The organism is Saccharibacillus sacchari DSM 19268 (genome assembly GCF_000585395.1).
GTDB lineage: Bacteria > Bacillota > Bacilli > Paenibacillales > Paenibacillaceae > Saccharibacillus > Saccharibacillus sacchari.
Genome location: NZ_KK073875.1, coordinates 1,130,669 through 1,149,391 on the forward strand (window position 1 = coordinate 1,130,669; position 18,723 = coordinate 1,149,391).

The window sequence follows — 18,723 nt, forward strand, 5'->3', positions numbered from 1 at the left end:
AAGCCTCCCGTGCTTCTTTTTCTCGGATCTCTTTATCGCCCCGCCGACGATTCTTTAAGGCTGGGCGACGCTGCGGTCATAACCTTCCTGACGGATCTTGAGCCATTCTTGCAATCCCAAACGATCCAGCTCTTGCAGATATTCGTTCCACTCGCTGTCGACTTTGCCGTTCTGGTACCATTCCGTGCGTTTGCGCAGCATGTACGGGAACAGGTCGGCTTCGATCGTGGACAGCCGGTCCAGTTCGTCGATGCTGAAAAAGACGTTCGGATACGTGTTTTCGGCGGTCATATGCGGTACGAGCACTTTTTTCATCAGATCCATGCGCCATTTGGCATCATCCGGCATGGTCGTGTACGTGCCGAAGTATTCGTCGAGAATCGCCAGCGGTCCGCCGATGCTCGTCTTTTGGCGCACTTCGACCGGAGCCGAGCCTTCGAGCGGCAGATGCTTGAGCATTTGCTTGCTTTCGTCGAATTCGAAAATGTTCTGCTGATTCTCGTCGCCGTACGTGCCCCAGTTATCCTGAACGGATTGAAGCGGGTCGTAGAGCGCGTCTACCCATTTGGCCGTCGTTTCCAACTGTTGGTTGGTACTAGTGACGACCATCGAACCCCGCATGAAGCCCATGCCGTTATTGCGCGTCACATTCACTTCGCCGCTCGGCCCCGCCACCGGCGGCATCAGGTCGTATTTGTCGTTCATGCCCGTAATGTTCGCTTTGTCCCAAGTGAAGTACAACCCGTAACGGTCGTCTTTGCCTTTGGCGACGTACGTATTCCAATCCTGCTGGAACGATTCGATGTCGATCAGTCCGTTGTCGTACAGATCGTACACGTAATTGACCGCGTCTTTATAGCCCTGTTCCGTGCCGGTGAAGATCACTTTGCCGTCATCGCTCACGACCAAGTGGTCCGGATTTTCGCCCAGGCCGAACGCCGCGAACAGGAACGTCAGGTTTTCGCCGCCCGGCTTGTCGATAAACGACAGCGGAATTTCGTCGGCTTCGCCGTTGCCGTTCGGATCCTGCGTTTTGAAGGCGACCAGCGTCTCTTTGAGTTCCTCCGTGGTCGTCGGCATCTCAAGTCCCAGCTTGTCCAGCCATTCGACGTTGATCCACGGCATATTGTCGACCGCTTGGATGCGTTCTTTGTCCGCTCCGAGTTCTTCGATCCACGGGAACGCGTAGATATGGCCGTCCGGCGCCGTAATCATCGCCCGGTATTCGGGATTTTCGTCCAGCACTTTTTTGAGGTTCGGCATCTGCCCGTCGATCAGTTCTTCCAACGGCACGATCGCTCCGTCTTTCGCCAGCTTCAGCAGGTCATAGTCGCTATATTCCGCGGCAAAGACGGCATCCGGCAGATCGCCGCTGGCCATTGCCAGGTTGCGTTTTTCCACGAATACGTCGCTGGTGTAGCTGGTCCAATCGATATGCACGCCCGTTTTTTCTTCAAGCCGTTTGACGATCAGCTTCTCGTTCGGGTCGGCAGGAGCGAGCGGCGAGCTGGAGGTCAGCAGGCGCAAAATCGGTTTGCCGTCGGCAGTCTGCTGAGGTTCGGACGATCCGCCTCCGCAGGCGGTGACCAGCAGAACGGTCGACAACGCGGATGCGGCGAGCGCTTGTTTCCAGTGGGGCAGGCGAAGTTTTTTCATAACCAAATTCCTCCTTGGGATGATGGATGCGCAAGCGGCCTTATTTCAGAGAGCCGACCATGACGCCTTTTTCGAAATACTTTTGGAAAAACGGATACATGACGATCAGCGGCAAGCTGGAAATCACGATCGACGAGTATTTGATCATTTCCGACAAGCGCTTCAGTTCCGCCATCGCCTGCTGATCGCCGATCATCCCCGGTGCCGCCTGATTCTGGATCAGGATCGAACGCAGCACGAGTTGAAGCGGGAACAGTTTGGAATTTTCGAGATAAATCATGGCGTCGAAGTACGAGTTCCACTGCCCGACGAACGCGTACAGCGCCAGCACGAACATGATCGGCTTGGACAGCGGAATGACGATGCGCATGAAGATTTTGAATTCGGACGCGCCGTCGACGTTCGCGGCTTCTTTGAGTTCTTTGGGGATGCTTTTGAAAAAAGTCCGGGCCAAAATGATATTCCATACGTTGACGGCTCCGGGAATGATCAGCGCCCACGGCGTATCGAGCATGCCGAGCTGGCGGATCAGGAGGTATGTAGGAATCAGACCTCCTCCGAAAAACATCGTGATGAGGAACAGCGTCATGACCAGCTTGCGTCCCGCCAGCGTATCGTCGGCGAGCGCATACCCCGCGCAGATCGACACCAGCACCGTGAAGATTGCGAACGCGCCGGCATACAGCAGCGAGTTGAAAAATCCGCGGATCATGGCGTCGTTGCTCAATATTTTCCGATACCCCTCCAGGCTCCAGTCGGACGGATTAAGCGATAACCCCCGGTTGAGCAGCACGGTCGGGTCCATGAACGACGCGACGATGATATACACGAACGGAACCACCACGACCAGTACGGCCAGCGTCAGGAACAATCCGTTCAGTACCAGCAGGAAGCGGTCGAACGGCGTATTTTTGACAGTCATCGGATGTTCTCCTTTCCGCTTCTTTTAATAAAGCCCCTGATTGTCGTTGAGCTTTTTGACCACGAAGTTCACGGTAAGCAGCAGGATGACGTTGATGACCGAATTGAACAGTCCCACCGCCGCCGAGTACGAATAATCGCCCGATTGCAGACCGACTTTGTAGACGTACGTCGCAATGATTTCCGAAGACGGAAGGTTCATCGACGTTTGCAGCAGGTACGCTTTTTCGAAACCGATCGACATGATGCCGCCCGCTGCCAGAATGAACACGATCGCCATGATCGGCTTGATCGTCGGCAGGTCGATATGCCAAATTCGGCGCATCAGGCTTGCCCCGTCGAGGCTGGCCGCGTTATGCAGCTCAGGATCGACGCCCGCGAGCGCCGCCACGTAAATGATCGAAGCCCAGCCCGCCGTCGCCCAGATATCCGACAGGATGTACACCCAGCGGAAGTAAGCCGGGTCGGTCATGAACATGAGCGGCTGGCCGAAAATCCAGGTCGCGATCGCGTTGATCGGTCCGGTCGGCGACAAGAAAATGAACAGCATTCCCGCGATAACAACGACCGATACGAAATTGGGCGCGTACAGAAACAATTGAATGTTCTTTTTCGCTCCGGCTTTGCGCACTTGATTAAGCATCAGCGCGAGCAGGATCGGAATCGGGAACCCGAACAGCAATCCGTAAAAGCTCAATTTAAGCGTGTTCATGAAAATGACTTCGAAGTTTGGCGAGAGCAGGAATTTTTCGAAATACTTGAATCCCGCCCATTCGCTGTTCAGAATGCCCCGGATCGGGCTAAACTCCTTGAACGCGATCACGGCTCCGTACATCGGGACATACTTGAAAATCAAGGTCAATAAAAGCGCCGGCATCAGCAAAAGATACAAAAAACCGTTCTTTTTGAACGTTCCCCGTCCGCGGCTTGCCGTTTGTTTTTGTTTGATCAGCGGGCCGCTTTTCCCGGTTTGTGCCGAATTTTGCATTCCCCTTCCTCCATTTCCAGCTAAGGTGCATACGCGAAACTTTTGAAGTTCATCTTCGGCGCCGCGTACAGGCCCGATTAATTTGTCGGCGGAATCAGTAAGGGCTTACATTTCACATTTGACCTATTCCGCGTTTACAATTTACCAGAATAAATATTCATATGTCAATTAATTTTGTAAAAATAATTTTTACATTTGTTTATCCGGATACACATATCCCCTTTTAACAACTTTACAAATGTAACAATCAGATTGCTATTTAACACTTTTTACGATACATTTGACTCATGCGTTAAGCGTATCGAATCTATCGTTCGACGCGGCAAAACCTTCATAACGCGTGAAGGTTTCGATTCGTCCTTGGAAGGAAAGCCATATCTTCGCGCCGCTTTTCGACCGAAAATCCCCGTATTCAACCGAACCGATAAAGGTGGAAAACATCCCATGGCCAAAGAGAAAGTCACGATTCAACATATCGCCGACGCGCTGGGAATCTCCCGCAACACGGCGTCCAAAGCGTTGAACGATACCGGGGGCATTCCTGAAGAAACCCGTGCCCGCGTGATCAAAAAGGCGATCGAGCTGAAATACAAACAGTTCGCCTATATGGAAACCGACGGTCTGCTTCCCAAAAAGACGGGCAATATCGCGCTGCTGACCACGAATATGCCCAATACGTCACATTTCGGCTCTCCGGTCATCAGCGGACTCGAACAGAAGATCAGCATGGAAGGCTATAACCTATCGATCCATATCGTGCGTGACGACGAGCGCGGCGAACGGGCGCTTCCCGTCAACTTCGATGCCGCCGGCGTAGACGGGATCGTCTGCATCGAATTGTTCGACCCCGCGTATAGCCGATTATTGACGGAGCTTGATATTCCCGTCATTTTTATCGACTGCGCGGCCGACGCGTTCTATCCGGATTTCGGCGCCGACGTTTTATTGATGGAAAACGAGCACAGCACCTATGCCCTGACGCGCGATCTGCTTGCCGACGGCTTGACCGAAATCGGATTCGCCGGCGACTATAACCATTGCAAAAGCTTCCGCGAGCGCTGGATCGGCTACGGCCGAGCTTTGGCGGATGCCGGCTTGGACATTCCGCGCGAACAGTCCATTTTGGACGAAGACCGATTTTTCCTGTTCGAGACCGATTGGATGGAACGCAAACTCGAAAGTATCGGGCGGCTGCCGCAGGCCTTCGTATGCGCCAACGACTTTATCGCCGTGCGCCTGATGAAAGCCCTCAAAAACAGCGGCGCGTCCGTTCCCGGCGACGTGCGCGTCTGCGGCTTCGACGACTCGTCCGAATCGCGGATCGTCGAACCCCATTTGACGACCGTGCATATCTACAGCAGCGATATGGGCGTCAAAGCCGGAGAAATGCTGCTATCGCGCATTCGCAATCCCCGGCAGCCGTATCACGTCACGCATGCGTATACGAAGCCGATCTTCCGGGAATCGACGCAGGGCGAACAGATCGGCAATCAAGTTTGACAAGAATTCGGTTGTAACGAAAACTGCGAACAGAAACGGAGCGAATCTTCATGATCAAAAACGAAAAAATAAAAGCTGCCGAAGTCGACGTGACCGGTGTCAACGGCGAGGCGCTCGGCGTCATGCCGACAAGCGAAGCGCTCAAGCTGGCAAAAGAATTGGGCGTGGACCTCGTCTGCACCTCCCTCTACTCCAGCCCGCCGCCGTGCGCTCTTATCTCTTCCGGCAAAGCCAAAGAAGCGAAGCAGCAGGAGAAGAAAGCGGCGCGTCCGGCCAAGATCAAGGAAATCCGGCTGACGGCGAATATCGAAGAACATGACTACGACACGAAAAAGAACCAGGCGCAGCGCATTCTCGAAGGCGGCGATTCGGTTCAGTTCGTGGTCAAGGTATCCGGCAAAGAAGGCGCTAAGGGCAAAGAGCTGCTCGAGGAACTGCTGCGGGATTTAAAAGAAGTCGGCACGAAAAAAACCGGAATTCAAGTCAGCGGCAAACAGGTTGCGGTGCAGGTCGATCCGGTATAAAAGAAAACGAAAAACGCGGCGGCTGCGTCTATGGATTGAGATCAGCCGCTTTTGCTTTTGCATAGGCACAGAAAGGCGGGAGACGAATGAATCACGATCAACAATCCGTTTTGGAGGACGCCCTATATGCGCTGCTCGACGGCACGCGTCTCGGCGAAAAAACACAGATCGCCATGACTCTGCATACCGTCGATGCGAAAGGTTATCCGCATCAGGCCATGGTAAGCGCGGGCGAAGTCGTCGCGGAATCCCGCGAACGCTTGCGCATCGCGTTGTGGATCGGCACGAACACGACAACGAATCTGCTGCGGGACGGCAAAGCGCTGCTCGGCGTCGTTCACGGCGGCGTGTCGTACACGGTCCGGCTTCAAGCCGAAGCGCTGCCCGAGCTGGAAAACGCTAAGCATCCGCGTGCGCGGTTCGCCGCGCATGTGCTCGAAACCCGTGCCGACACCGCCAAATACGCGACGCTGACAAGCGGGATCTCGATTGAATTGAACGACCCGCAGGCCGTTGTCGTCCGGTGGGAAGAAACATTGGAGGAATTGAAAAGCGATGAACGAAACGAATGAAGAGAACGAAAAGACCGTTCGGCAAACGACGACGCCGACGAAAAGCGCCGGCCTGCCGTTCGACTGGAACGGGTTTCCGAAGCTGGACACGCCCCGCCTGATTCTGCGCCAAGCGGTTCACGGCGACAGGGAAGGCTTTTTCGCGCTTTACGCGGACGAAGAAGTAATGCGTTACATGCCGCTCGACCCGTTCGAATCGATTGAGGAAGCGGACGACGAAATGGGCTGGCACGCCCGCATTTTCCGCGAACGAACGGGGCTCCGCTGGATGATCGAAGAAAAGGACACCGGATCTTTCGTCGGCACCTGCGGATTTCTCGGCATCGAGCGACAGCATAACCGGATGGAGATCGGCTACGATCTGGCACGCCAGCATTGGGGCAAAGGCTATATGCCCGAAGCGGTCCGCGCCGTGCTGGGCTTCGGTTTCGGCCCGCTCGCGGCGAACAAGATCGAAGCCCGCGTCGACCCGGACAATGCGGCTTCCGTCCGCCTGATGGACAAGCTCGGGTTCGTGCGGGAAGGCCTGCTGCGCCAGCACGAGTTCGAAAAAGGGCGTTACGTGGACCTTGCGGCTTACGCCATGCTTAAAAGCGATTTCGATTCGCTTCCGTGCTTCTAACCACTTTAACGGTAAAAAACCGGGAACGTTCGCTTGTGCGAACGTTCCCGGTTTTCTTTTTCCACGGAATAACTCTGATTTCACTGTCCGTACCCGTCCGTTCCGCCTTTATATTTCCCGTACGCTCCATAGGCGATGTACGCCGCGCCGATCACAATATAGATATAACGCACCCAACTGAACCAAGTGCCCGGCTCGGCAAGGATTGAAGCCGCGACGCTCACGATGATCGCCATGGCCGCGTTTTCCGCCAAGTGATACTCCGCGCCGTAGCGAACGAGACGGAACGTGATGATTCCCGCCGAAACGAGCATTAATGCCAACATGATATATACGAGCAAATCGATGTTCCTCCTCCGTCTTCTCTTTTATCCCCATTATAGTCGATCTGACGTGCAGGGGCGATGAGCGGGACAGGGAGCATGGATGGATTGACGGCAAAAAAGCATCAAGCCTTTTTGAACCGCCGCTTTTGACCCGTTTGTTATTCGATCACTTCTCCGTGCCAAGCCGTTCGATCAGCGCGGCAAGCAGCTTCGTTCTCGGCACAAGCGTGTCGATGCGCAAATACTCGTCCGCTTCGTGCAGATTCCCTCCTCTTGGTCCCAGCCCGTCGATTGTCGGAATGCCGAGCGCGGAAGTCAGGTTGCCGTCCGAGCCGGAACCGACGTTTTTGCCTATGATCGTTTCGCCGAGCTTGGCCGCTTCTTCAACAACAATCGCGAACAATCGGTCGGAACCTTCCGTCCGGATCGTCGGAGGACGCGTGATGCCGCCGATCAACTCTGTGCTTGTGCCTTCGATGTCGACCGCCGCGGCGATCTCCCGGATGCGTCCATCGTATTCGATCGCCTGCTCCGCCGTTTCCATGCGCAGATCAATCTTGGCAAAAGCGTTCGGCGCGATCGTATTCCCCGATGTCCCGCCTGCCACGATGCCCACATTCACATGCACGCCCGAAGGGGCATCCGTCAGCGCGTGCAGCTTGACGATCTTGTGCGCCAAATCTGCGATCGCACTGCGGCCTTTTTCCGGTTCCGCGCCCGAATGAGCCGCGACGCCGCGGATATGCAGATCGTATTTGCCGCCGCCCCGGCGCCCCGTGACCAACGTCCCTGCGTCGTCGCTCGGCTCTACGATCAAGGCATAACGGCTTAGCTTCGCCTGTTCTTCGATCAGCCGCCTGGAGTGCACGGAACCGATCTCTTCGTCCGTATTCAATACGAGACGCACCCGCCGATACGCTTCGCTGCCGATCGCAATCAAATACTTCAGCGCGTACAGCGTAGTCGCCTGACTCCCCTTCATATCGACGACGCCCGGCCCATAAGCGCGCTGTTCATCCCGGGAAAAAGGTCTTGCCGCTACCGTTCCTTGCGGAAATACCGTATCCATATGCGCAACGATTAAGATATCGGGATCAACGGCGTCTTTATGCGTAATCAGCAAATTATCGCCGCGCTCGGTTTGTTCGTCTTTTTCCACCTTGAAGCCCAGCGCTTCGTAATGCTGCGCCAACACCGCTCTCACCGCATCGACGCCCGGCTTATCGAACGTTCCACTGTCGATATTGACCAGACGTTCGAGCAGCGCCAAAATTTCAGTTTCGGCCGTCTCCCAATTCCATTTCCCCATTGTTTTTCGCCCCTTTTCCGTATTCTCCGTTTCATTATAGGCACGGGTACGTTTGGGTCAGGTTATAGAATTCGTTGGATACGGGAAAAAAGATTCGATAAGCGCAAAGAAAACTTTCCAATATCCACGGTTTATGCCCAACAAAAAAGCCTGCCCGAAGGCAAGCTTTTTAACGTTGCGAGATAGATAGGCGTATCAGCCCGGACAGGTCTGCGTATCGAAACCCGCCAAGAACAGATAACCCACAGCGGCCGACGGTTCAATCTCCGGCTTCGCCTTCGATTCCCTGACCGTGATACAGCCCGCTATAGAACCCGCCCTGCTTCAGCAGCTCGTCGTGCGAACCGTGTTCGAGCAGGCCGCCGTCCTTCAAGACCAGAATCTGATCGGCTTGGCGAATCGTATTGAGACGATGGGCGATCACGAAGCTGGTACGGCCTTTCATCAGGCGTTGAAGACCCTGCTGAATCTTGATCTCCGTCACCGTATCGATGCTGCTCGTCGCTTCATCGAGCACGAGGATCGCCGGATCGGCCAGCATGGCGCGAGCAATGGCGAGCAATTGCTTTTGCCCCTGGCTGATGCCGCTGCCGCCGTTGTCCAGCATCTTGTCGTAGCCGTCCTGCAAACGGGCGATAAACGAATGCGCGTTGGCGAGTTTCGCCGCTTCCTCAATCTCTTCGTCCGTTGCATCAAGCCGTCCGTACCGGATATTCTCGCGGATCGTGCCTTCGAACAAGAACGTCTCCTGAAGCACGAACGCCATATGCGAACGCAGATTTTCCCGTTGGATGCTGCCGATCTCGCGGCCGTCGATAGTGATTTTCCCGCCGCTGGCATCGTAGAAACGCGACAGCAGCTGAATCAGCGTCGTTTTGCCCGCGCCCGTCGGACCGACCAAAGCGATCGTCTCGCCGGGCTTGGCTTCGAACGAGATGTCCGACAGCGTATTTCGCCCTTCGTCATAACCGAACGAAACGCTGTCGAACTTGACCGAGCCTTCGATCTTGTCGAGCTTGGCCGCTTTGCCTTCGTCTTTGTTCTCCACTTCTTCGTCCATGATCTCGAATACCCGCTCCGCTCCGGCAATGGCCGATAACAGCGTGTTCCACTGATTCGCCAGATCGTTCAGCGGACGGGTGAATTGGCGCGCGTATTCGACGAACACGATGATGACGCCGATCGTCACCTGACCGTTGATCGCGAGAATGCCGCCGATCCCGGCAACCAGCGCGAAGCTGAGATTGTTCAGGCTGTTCATCAGTTTCGGAATCATGCCGGAAATGGTCTGCGCCCAAAAGCCGGACAAACGTATGCGCTCGTTGCGGACCGCAAACTCTTTTTTCACTCGGTCTTCCTGGGAAAAAGCTTTGATGATGCGTTGTCCCGACAGCGTTTCTTCAATATAGCCGTTCAGATCGCCGAGATTGCTCTGGCGTTCCTTGAACAGCGGGCCGGTGCGGCGGGTGATCCAGCGCATCCCGACCGCCATCAGCGGCACCACGATAAACGTAAGCAGCGTCAGCAGCGGGCTGAGACTGAGCATGACGCCGAGCGTCCCGAACAGGATCAGCACGCTGGAAAAAATCTGGATTGCCGAACTGTTAAGCGTGGCGCTGACGTTCTCGATATCGTTCGTCACCCGGCTCATCAGCTCGCCTTGCTGGCGTTTGCCGAAAAACGGGATCGGAAGTTTATGCAGATGGGAAAACAGATCGACTCTCATCCGGTACACCGTTTCCTGCGCGATCTCGATCATCCAGATGCTTTGCAGGAACATGGTAATCGGTCCGAGCAGGTACACGACGCCGAGCACGCCCAGGAACCAGACCCAACCCAGTCCCCAGAACGCGCCGTCGCCGCTCAAATAATCGTCGACCGCGACTCCGATCATGTACGGTCCCAGCAGCGACAACGCCGAACTGATTAACACCATGAACAACACGAGTCCGAGTTTCAGCTTGCGCTGGGCTAGGTATTTCCAGATGCGGGCCAATGTCCCGGATACGTTTTTGGCCCGCTTTTTCTTCTTGTATTCTCCGCTTGCTTTCGACGGATCCGCGATGACCGGAGGCCTCGGCTGGCGGAAAGCTTCAGTCCATCCATTAGGCATGCAGCGCTTCCCCCTGTTCGAATTGGGATTCGTAAATATGGCGGTACAATTCCGACACGCGCATCAATTCCTGGTGCGTGCCGCCCGCAATCAAACGGCCTTCGTCCAGCAGCAGGATCAGATCCGCCGCCTGCGTGGAGCTGATCTTCTGCGTGATCAGGAAAGTCGTGCACGAGATGTCTTCCAGCGCGCCGAGCAGACGGCTTTCCGTCGCCAGATCGAGCGCGCTCGTGCTGTCGTCGAGAATCAAAATGGACGGCTTGCGCACCAGCGCCCGGGCAATCGACAGCCGCTGTTTCTGCCCGCCGGACAGGTTTACGCCGCGTTGGCCGAGCTGCGTATCGTAGCCGTTCGGCAGCTTTTCCACCGTTTCGTGGATCTGGGCGATCTTCGCGGCTTCCTCGATCTCTTCGAACGTTGCATCCTCGCGTCCCCAAGCGATATTTTCGCGGATCGAGCCGGTGAACAGCAGTACTTCCTGCGGCACGTAACCGATGCTGCGGCGCAGATGCTCGGTGTCCCACTCGTCAATACTTCGACCGTCGATCATAATTTCGCCTTTGTCCCGATCATACAGATGCGGGATAAGCTGAACGAGCGACGACTTGCCCGATCCGGTCGCGCCCATGATCGCTACGCGCTTGCCCGCGCCGATCTCGAACGAAATCTCTTCCAGCACTTTGATGTCGCTGGTCGGATATTTGAACGAAACGTTGCGGAATTCGACTTTGCCCGCGATCGCGGCGCCGCCGTAATGGGCGCTCGTCGCATCCGTCCGCGATTGCTCGAATGCAAGGGCGGAATCTCCGCTTTCGTGTCCGTAAGCCTTATTTTGCTTGAATTCGCCGTTTTCCGTATCCAGTACTTCCTTCACGCGCTGCGCCGAAGCCCCGGCACGCGAGAAGGTTACGGCGATCCAGGAAAAGGCCGACAGCGCGCCGATGGTACGCAGCGCATAGTTGGCGACCGCGACCACTTCGCCGACGCTGGCGCTGCCGGACGCGATATCCGCGCGGCCGAACCACAGCACGGCGATAATCGAAGCATTCATGACGAGCATGATGAACGGCATCGTCGTTTCGGTCAGACGCAGCGCGGCTACCGTATTCTTCATCAGTTTGCCGCTGGAAGCGGCGAAGCGCCCGTTCTCGTGCTTCATGCGAACGAATACGCGGATCAGGCGGATGCCGGTCAGGTTTTCCTGAATGACGCCGTTCACCTTGTCCAGACGCTTCTGCACGTTCTTGAACATCGCGCCCGCGCGGCGCATGATCCACAATACGAAGACCAACAGCAACGGCACCGTGAGCGCAAGCAGCAGACCCAGCTTGAAATTGACGATCATCGCCATCGCGACGCTGCCGATCACGACAAGCGGCACGCGGGTCATGAAGCGCAGGCTCATAAATATGGTGTCTTGCAGCATCGTGATGTCGCCCGTCATTCGAGTGATCAACGAAGACGTGGCGAATTTGCTGAACACCGAATACGAAAACGATTGCACTTTATCGTACAAAGTCTCGCGCAAATCGCTGGCGAATCCTTGGCTGGCATAAGAAGCGAAGAACGAACTGGCGATACCGGCCGCGAACGCGAACAGGGTACCGAGCAGCAGAACGCCGCCCCACATCCAAACGACGCTGAGGTCCGAATTGGCGATCCCGTCGTCGATGATCTTCGAGATGAGGTACGGCTGCGCCAGTTCGACCGTCAGCTCGATCACCATCATCAGCAGCGCGAGCAGCGATGCGGTGCGGTACTTCTTTAAAAAGGAAAAGACAAGCGACATAATCATTCCTCCGAACCCTACGACCGTATTTTCATAACCTTGCAAACAGACGATATTTCCAGTATACCGGATTCTTCCTGACATGAGCCTGACAGTAAGCCACAAATCGTTAACCTTTTTACAAATTGCTGATCTTCTTCTTACCGACATGATATGTTAAAAATTATTTACCCTTCCCTTAGGCGGAATAACTTGGTTTGCGCAGAGAAAGATAAAATTTCGTATATTTATGCGTGATTGATCAGGGATCGATTGGGTAACTATACCAACGAGCGAAGGCGGCGCGATGATCCGCAAGTACGCGCCGCCCTAAATCTAACTATTCGAAGGAGTGTATCCCTTGTCCTATTCTCCACGAATGAACGGCAAAGTCTCGGTCGTCACCGGAGCCGGTTCCGGCATCGGACGCGCCGCCGCGCTGCGGCTGGCCGAAGAAGGTTCCAAAGTCGCCCTGATCGATCTGCATGCGGACGCCGCCGACAAAGTTCGCGCGGAGATCGAAGCGGCAGGCGGACAAGCGCTGGCGCTGACCGTCGACATCTCCGAGCCGACGCAGTATCGCGACGCGCTGAAGCAGGTTGCGGCTGAATACGGCAAAATCGACACGCTGTTCGCCAACGCGGGCATTCTCGGCGTCGTCGGCCCGATTGAATCCATTGAAGACGACGATTGGGACAAGACGCTGATGAACAACGTCAAAGGCACGTTCACCAGCGTCAAATATGCCATTCCTTACCTCAAAGAAAACGGCAAAGGCAGCATCGTGCTGACCAGTTCCCTCAGCGGCACGCGCGTCTTTTCGCAAAAAGGATTCTCTGCCTACAGTACGTCCAAAGCGTCGATCGCCGCGTTCGGCCAGATGGCCGCTTTCGAGCTGGCACCGTCCAATATCCGGGTCAACATCGTCGCGCCGGGCACGATCGAGACGAATATCTCCGATACCGGCGATCAGGAACCGGAAGTCGAGAACATGAAAACGAAGCCCGTCGAATTCCCGGAAGGCACCGTTCCCCTGCCCGAAGGCAGCGGCAAGCCGGAGCAGGTCGCGAATCTGGTGCTGTTCCTGCTGTCGGACGAAGCGGATCACGTGAGCGGAGCGGTGGTGCATATCGACGGGGCGGAATCGTTGTTCGTGGGGTAAAGCCTGCCTTTAGATAGGCTCGGGATGTCGAGAAAGTCGCGTTGGCGCGCGAAGACAAAAGACTCCGAGAAAAATTCGTTCCGGTCGCGTGTTGAAATCGGGAAAAAAGATTAAAGTTTTATTGGAATTTTCCCGATTTCAAAGGCGAACACTATCGTTCCTTCACTGAATTTCTCTCTCCGTCTTCTGTCTTCCAGCTACGTTAGACTTTCTCGACACGTTCGCCTGCCTTTCGGCAGGCTTTTCTTTTTTCTTTTTCCAAAAATGCTTAGTCATGCCCTCTGGGATCATGTGAGCAGGATCGAAAATTGCCTGAATCAAAACTACGGTACGGTTTATAGCGCGAAGCATGCTTTTGACGTGCGGTATACCGTTCGCAAGGCCGGAGAAGGCTATTCGATCACCATGTCTTTGGACAATCTGACGGATATACGTACTCTGCTTCAGGACGATGGGGAACTGAGCTTGATGTCGCAAACTTATCTTTAAGATTGTTTTCGGACTTCCATAGTCGATCTGTTGAAAAAAGCTGTCCGCCGCAAATGGCAGGACAGCTTTTCGCTTTACTCTTTTTCGGCAGACCTGTCTAGGGCGTGTACGCAAACTCCGCCAGGAGCAGATTGAGCTGAATTTTCGTTCTCGGCAAGGAATTTTTCTGAAGGCGTGCCGGGGCACGTCAAGGGAAAATGACGCCGCAGAGGGCGAAAAGGCAGGTCAAGATGCATGGCGTTGAGTTTGCGTACACGCCCTAGGATGCGTTTGATCAGTGCTTGCTCGGAGCGATCTCTTTGACCGAATTCCGGAATACTCTTCGCCCGATCTCCCGCTTCCCGCCTTCGAACGCCAACCGGAACGTCTCCTCCGCCTTAATCTCCTGCGACGAGAAGCCGAGCATGACGTCAAGCTGAACGTTCTCAAGTACCAGCTTCAGATCGCGATCATGATAACCGATCGAATCGAACGCAATCTCGAATTCGAGCGATACTTTTCCGCCCGACGGAATGCTGACGCGTTTGTATGCTTTCAGCTCGCGTTCGGGTTGCAGCACGCTGGCGTACTTTTTGCGCACGTATACCTGCACCACCTGATCGCCTTCGCGTTCGCCCGTGTTCGCGACGTCCGCCGACACCTTGATCCCGTTTTCCGTCTGCTCGAAGCTGACGTTTTCGGCTTCGAACGTCGTGTAGCTCAGGCCGTAGCCGAACGGATACAGCGGCGCCAGGTCCATCTCCAGATATTTGCCGCGCCAGAATTGCTTATGCCCGGTCGCGAGCTGCGAATAATGTACCGGAAGCTGGCCCAGTGCTTTCGGCAGCGTGACTGACAGCTTGCCGCCCGGGTTGTAGGCTCCGGTCAGCGTTTCCGCGATCGCGTCGGCTCCGCGCATGCCAGGCTTCCACGCTTCGAGGATCGCGTCCATCGACTGGCTTTCTTCCAGCAATTCCAGCGGGCGCGCGTTGCATAATACCAGCACGACCGGGCGTCCGGTTTCGTTCAGCGCGCGCAGCAGCTTTTTCTGTTCATGCGATAGACAGATTTCCACGCGGTCCGTCGATTCGCCGCTGTCGTTCTGTCGTCCCATGCCGCTCGTGTCGCCGCAGACCGCGATGATGACGTCTGCATCTTGCGCCGCCTCGACCGCTTCTTCGATCTGGTAAAAGTCGGCTTCGCCGTTGTAGTCGGTCGTGTCTTTGATGCCCGTTTTGTAGACGACGTCGGCGTTCGGCAGCGCGCTTTTCAAGGCTTCGTAGACGGTCGGCATATCCTGATGGTACAAATCTTCATACCGCGTATCTTTCTTTTTGAAAAAGAGCGTGCGCGCCAATACCTCTTCCTCGGTCAATCCTTCGGAATGGTAGTACATGTCCTCGATATGCGCCGGGTACGAATAATCACTGTAGCCGAATTCCTTCACGTGGGCCAACGGGCCGATCACGGCGACCTTTTTCAAAGACGGATCAAGCGGCAGGATGCCGTTGTCGTTCTTGAGCAGGGTCATGGTTCGCAGCGCCATTTCCTTCGACAGTTCGACCATGTCCGGCGTACAGACGGAAGATTCGGTTGCCGCTTCGTCCACGTACGGATTGTCGAACAGCCCGAGGCGGAATTTAAGATCCAGCACTTTGCGCACGGCGGAGTCGACCAGCTCAAGCGCGACGTCGCCTTTTTCCACCAAACCCTGCAAATATTTCTCGAACATGAAGTCCAGCTCGCATTCAATGCCCGCTTCCAGCGCCAGCTTTACGGCTTCTTCCTGCGTCTCGCAGTATTCCTGGAACGACTGGATCAGCTGGATGCCGTTGCCGTCGGAGACGGTTAGCCCTTCGAAGCCCAGGCGCTCTTGCAGCAGGGTACGCAACACATGCGACGACGCGTGCACCGGCACATGGTCGATCTCGTGGTAAGCCGCCATGACCGACAGCGCGCCCGCGTCGCGGATCGCCGCTTCGAACGGCACGGCGTACTCGTCGAGCAGCTCGCGGTCCGTCACGTGCACCGGGCCGCAGTTGCGTCCGCCGTCGCTGATGCCCTGCGCCACGAAATGCTTGAGCGTCGCAATGATGCCTTGCGTCAGATCGTCGGATTGCAAGCCCTGCACATAAGCGGTTCCGTATTGGCTGACCAGATACGCGTCTTCGCCGAACGATTCCTCGTAACGGCCGTAACGGTGATCGCGAATCACGTCGACGACGGGACCGAGCGCCCAACGTTCGCCGGTGGCGATCATCTCGCGGCGCATCGCGTCGGCCATCCGGCGCACCGGCTCCTCGTCGAACATCGCGCCCGCACCGATGTTTTGCGGGAAGAGGGTGTGGTTCCGGCTGAGCACGCCCGACGTCGCTTCGGTCATGAACAGCACCGGGATGCCGAGACGCGTTTGCTCCACGAAATGCTTTTGGATCGCGTTCATCGCGCGCGCCATTTCCGCCGGGAGCAAATCCGTCGCGCCGCCGATCCGACTGATGTATCCGCAGCCGTGCGGAACTTTCTCGCTCGTCAGCTCTGCCGAGAACACGAAATTTTGCACGTCGGAGATCATGCTGCCGGTACGTGCCGAGGTAAGCTGGGCGACTTTCTCTTCCAGCGTCATCTGCGTCAGCAGGTTGTGAACGCGTTCTTGAGTCGGTCGGGTGTGGTCTTTGTACGTCATATCGGATAGCCCCCTTTGAGTATGTAGCGCAAAAATCCATTTTCATGTAACCGCTTTATTTCGACAAACCTATTATATAAAACCTTTTCGGAGAAAGCTACCGCAGCTTCCTTCAGGCTTGGGCAAACTTCGTATTTCAGTGAACCCGAACGAGGTTCGGCTTCGATAAAAAATGATTCGCAACCCTGTATTGCTAATTGTAACTTTATAAGTTACAATCGATTCAAGCGATTCACTCTACTATTCGAACTCCAAAGGAGCGTTATTCATGACACAGGAAAACAACGAACTCATCTATATATGGGATGCCTATTGCGGTTGGTGCTACGGCTTTTCCTCCACGCTAAGCAAGCTGCATGCCAATCATCCGGAACTGCCGTTGTCCGTTTGGTCCGGCGGTTTATTCACCGGCGACAACGCGCAGCCGATCGGCGCGTTTCCCCATATCGCTTCGGCTAATGCGCGGATCAGCGAAATGACGGGCGCGGAATTCGGAGCCGCGTACGACGAATTGCTCGAAAAAGGCGAAGCGGTGATGGACTCCGAAGCCGCAGCGGCCGGATTCGCGGCGCTTCGCGCTCAGGCGCCGGAGCGTTCCGCGGAACTGGCTTCGGCGATGCAGCGGGCTTTTTATCAGGATGGAAAAAGTCTGAGCGAACCCGATACGTACCGCGAAATCGCCGCACAATTCGGTCTTGACGCGGAAGCTGCCGTAACGTTCATGCATGCGCCGGAAGCGGCCGCTTCCGTCCGCAACGAGTTTATCCGCGTATCGCGGCTCGGCGTGCAAGGCTATCCGACCCTTCTGCTTCGCAAAGGCGATTCGTTGTACCAACTCGGCGGCGGTTCGACGACGCTTGCCGCATTGGAAGAGCGGTTGGCCGGGGTGCTCGGTTAACCAAAAAAATGTTGCGACCATCCATCATCTTGGGTGAATTTCCGCCTTCGCGAACGGAAATCCCAAAAGTAATGGACGATTGCAACAATAGGGGTCGTGGACTAACGCATTAAGGCAGCGTGATGTCTTCTTCGATCTTGATCGGCGTCATGAACGCTTCCTCTTCGAGCAGCGGAGCAATCATGGCGGCCATTTCGCTGCGCGTGACCTTTTTGTTCGGATTCAACGTGCCTGCGCTTGTTACTTCGATCAGACCCGCCGCGTAAGCTGCACCTACATCATCCAAAGCCCAGACCGGAATATTGCCTACGCCGCCGAGTCCTTCCGGAAGCGGCTGCGATTCCAGGTGGGCGGCGCGCGCGACCATGGCGGCCGCTTCGGCGCGCGTCACGGGAAGCTTCGGGCCGAATCTATCTCCTTTTTCCAAATACCCTTCGTAGATTCCGGCAGCAGACAATCCGCCCACGTAGCGAATCGCCCAATCGGGAATCGGGTCGGTGAAATACACATCGAAAATGCTCCCGTTCGCTTTCATCGCGCGTCCCAGGATGACCGTGAAGTCGGCGCGGCCGATTTCGGCTTTGGGACGGAACTTCCGATCTTTCGCCGCTTTGACGATTCCTTCATTATAAAGAGTCATGATCGCGTCGCGGTTAGGGTCGTTCACGATGTCGTAAAAAGGCTCCGGCGCTGCCGGCGTTGCGGCGGGCTGACCCGCGGCAGGCTTCGTCGCAGGCGAAGAAGCGGGCTTGGTCGGCGTAGCGGCCGGCGCTGTCGCCTGTCCGGCTGCTTCGGCGTCCGCTTCTCCGGAGGACGGCGATACCCCGGGCGCTTCTTCGGCTGCCGATTCTGCCGCAGGTTTCGAAGCCCCGGATACTCCGTCCGTCGCTTCGGAAGTCGAAGGCACGGCTGCGCCTTGTGCTTCCGGCTCTGTCGGCGCGGAAGCCGCAGGCGTCGTACTTGGCGCAGGCGCGGCGGTTGCTGCACCGGTAGCAGGCTCGGCAGCACTACTGGTTGCGGAGACGGACGTTTGCTCCGCATGTACAGCAGGCAGGCTAAACGACGGTGCCGCAAGCAGCGATGCCGCCGCCAAAATCAGAATTTTTTTGCGCGTGTTGCGAGTAGTCGATTTGTGCATGATTTCATTTCTCCTCCTTAAAAACGCTGGTTCCCTCTACTACCTTACAAAAAAACTTCTTTTGATGCAAAAGAG

The 18,723-nt window shown here is 55.8% G+C and carries 16 protein-coding genes; 7 read left to right on the top strand and 9 right to left on the bottom strand.

Annotation, left to right across the window (positions count from 1 at the left end; translation table 11 throughout):
- Positions 1 to 54: 54 nt before the first annotated feature.
- The 3 genes from SACSAC_RS04990 to SACSAC_RS05000 are packed head-to-tail and all read right to left on the bottom strand — an operon-like array spanning position 55 to position 3,454.
- The gene (locus tag SACSAC_RS04990) at positions 55 to 1,656 is read right to left on the bottom strand and encodes an extracellular solute-binding protein (protein ID WP_037284054.1); all 1,602 of its coding nucleotides are present in this window, start codon (positions 1,654 to 1,656) and stop codon (positions 55 to 57) included.
- Between the two features lie 40 nt (positions 1,657 to 1,696).
- A complete protein-coding gene (locus SACSAC_RS04995; RefSeq protein WP_037284057.1) occupies positions 1,697 to 2,578 on the bottom strand; it encodes a carbohydrate ABC transporter permease in 882 nt (293 codons plus the stop codon).
- A 24-nt stretch (positions 2,579 to 2,602) separates the two neighbouring features.
- Positions 2,603 to 3,454 carry an ABC transporter permease gene (locus SACSAC_RS05000; RefSeq protein WP_229714154.1) on the bottom strand — a complete coding sequence of 284 codons (852 nt, stop codon included), beginning with the start codon at positions 3,452 to 3,454 and terminating at the stop codon, positions 2,603 to 2,605.
- Positions 3,455 to 4,009: 555 nt separating this feature from the next.
- Between SACSAC_RS05000 and SACSAC_RS05005 the strand changes: the two genes are divergently transcribed.
- The 4 genes from SACSAC_RS05005 to SACSAC_RS05020 all read left to right on the top strand — a co-directional run bounded on the left by SACSAC_RS05005 (position 4,010) and on the right by SACSAC_RS05020 (position 6,783).
- The gene (locus tag SACSAC_RS05005) at positions 4,010 to 5,065 is read left to right on the top strand and encodes a LacI family DNA-binding transcriptional regulator (RefSeq protein ID WP_037284060.1); all 1,056 of its coding nucleotides are present in this window, start codon (positions 4,010 to 4,012) and stop codon (positions 5,063 to 5,065) included.
- A gap of 50 nt (positions 5,066 to 5,115) precedes the next feature.
- Entirely contained in the window at positions 5,116 to 5,589 is a 474-nt protein-coding gene (infC, locus tag SACSAC_RS05010) for a translation initiation factor IF-3 (RefSeq protein ID WP_037284063.1), read from the top strand.
- 86 nt (positions 5,590 to 5,675) lie between these two features.
- Entirely contained in the window at positions 5,676 to 6,161 is a 486-nt protein-coding gene (locus SACSAC_RS05015) for a pyridoxamine 5'-phosphate oxidase family protein (protein ID WP_037284066.1), read from the top strand.
- A complete protein-coding gene (locus SACSAC_RS05020) occupies positions 6,145 to 6,783 on the top strand; it encodes a GNAT family N-acetyltransferase (RefSeq protein WP_084777916.1) in 639 nt (212 codons plus the stop codon). The genes SACSAC_RS05015 and SACSAC_RS05020 overlap by 17 nt, the downstream gene beginning before the upstream one ends.
- A gap of 80 nt (positions 6,784 to 6,863) precedes the next feature.
- Here the strand turns inward: SACSAC_RS05020 and SACSAC_RS05025 are convergent, their stop codons facing one another.
- From SACSAC_RS05025 to SACSAC_RS05040, 4 genes are all read right to left on the bottom strand, one after another.
- Complete coding sequence (locus SACSAC_RS05025) at positions 6,864 to 7,124, bottom strand: hypothetical protein (protein ID WP_037284069.1); 261 nt, start codon at positions 7,122 to 7,124, stop codon at positions 6,864 to 6,866.
- Between the two features lie 151 nt (positions 7,125 to 7,275).
- On the bottom strand, positions 7,276 to 8,418 hold the full coding sequence (locus tag SACSAC_RS05030; protein WP_037284072.1) for a M20 family metallopeptidase: 1,143 nt from the start codon (positions 8,416 to 8,418) through the stop codon (positions 7,276 to 7,278).
- 259 nt (positions 8,419 to 8,677) lie between these two features.
- The gene (locus SACSAC_RS05035; RefSeq protein ID WP_037284076.1) at positions 8,678 to 10,531 is read right to left on the bottom strand and encodes an ABC transporter ATP-binding protein; all 1,854 of its coding nucleotides are present in this window, start codon (positions 10,529 to 10,531) and stop codon (positions 8,678 to 8,680) included.
- Entirely contained in the window at positions 10,524 to 12,320 is a 1,797-nt protein-coding gene (locus SACSAC_RS05040; RefSeq protein WP_037292076.1) for an ABC transporter ATP-binding protein, read from the bottom strand. The genes SACSAC_RS05035 and SACSAC_RS05040 overlap by 8 nt, the downstream gene beginning before the upstream one ends.
- 358 nt (positions 12,321 to 12,678) lie before the next feature.
- Here SACSAC_RS05040 and SACSAC_RS05045 point away from each other — a divergent pair, with 358 nt between their 5' ends.
- On the top strand, positions 12,679 to 13,461 hold the full coding sequence (locus tag SACSAC_RS05045) for an SDR family oxidoreductase (protein WP_037284079.1): 783 nt from the start codon (positions 12,679 to 12,681) through the stop codon (positions 13,459 to 13,461).
- 291 nt (positions 13,462 to 13,752) lie between these two features.
- Complete coding sequence (locus SACSAC_RS27895) at positions 13,753 to 13,950, top strand: hypothetical protein (RefSeq protein ID WP_156950951.1); 198 nt, start codon at positions 13,753 to 13,755, stop codon at positions 13,948 to 13,950.
- 274 nt (positions 13,951 to 14,224) lie between these two features.
- Here SACSAC_RS27895 and SACSAC_RS05055 read toward each other — a convergent pair whose 3' ends face one another.
- Positions 14,225 to 16,612: a glycoside hydrolase family 3 N-terminal domain-containing protein gene (locus tag SACSAC_RS05055; protein ID WP_037284085.1), complete on the bottom strand. Its 2,388-nt coding sequence runs from the start codon at positions 16,610 to 16,612 to the stop codon at positions 14,225 to 14,227.
- Positions 16,613 to 16,880: 268 nt separating this feature from the next.
- On the opposite strand from SACSAC_RS05055, the gene SACSAC_RS05060 reads away from it, so the two are divergent.
- Positions 16,881 to 17,510, top strand: a complete 630-nt coding sequence (locus SACSAC_RS05060) for a DsbA family protein (RefSeq protein ID WP_037284088.1) — start codon at positions 16,881 to 16,883, stop codon at positions 17,508 to 17,510.
- Positions 17,511 to 17,619: 109 nt separating this feature from the next.
- Here the strand turns inward: SACSAC_RS05060 and SACSAC_RS26820 are convergent, their stop codons facing one another.
- Complete coding sequence (locus SACSAC_RS26820) at positions 17,620 to 18,648, bottom strand: S-layer homology domain-containing protein (protein ID WP_051506878.1); 1,029 nt, start codon at positions 18,646 to 18,648, stop codon at positions 17,620 to 17,622.
- Positions 18,649 to 18,723: the final 75 nt, after the last annotated feature.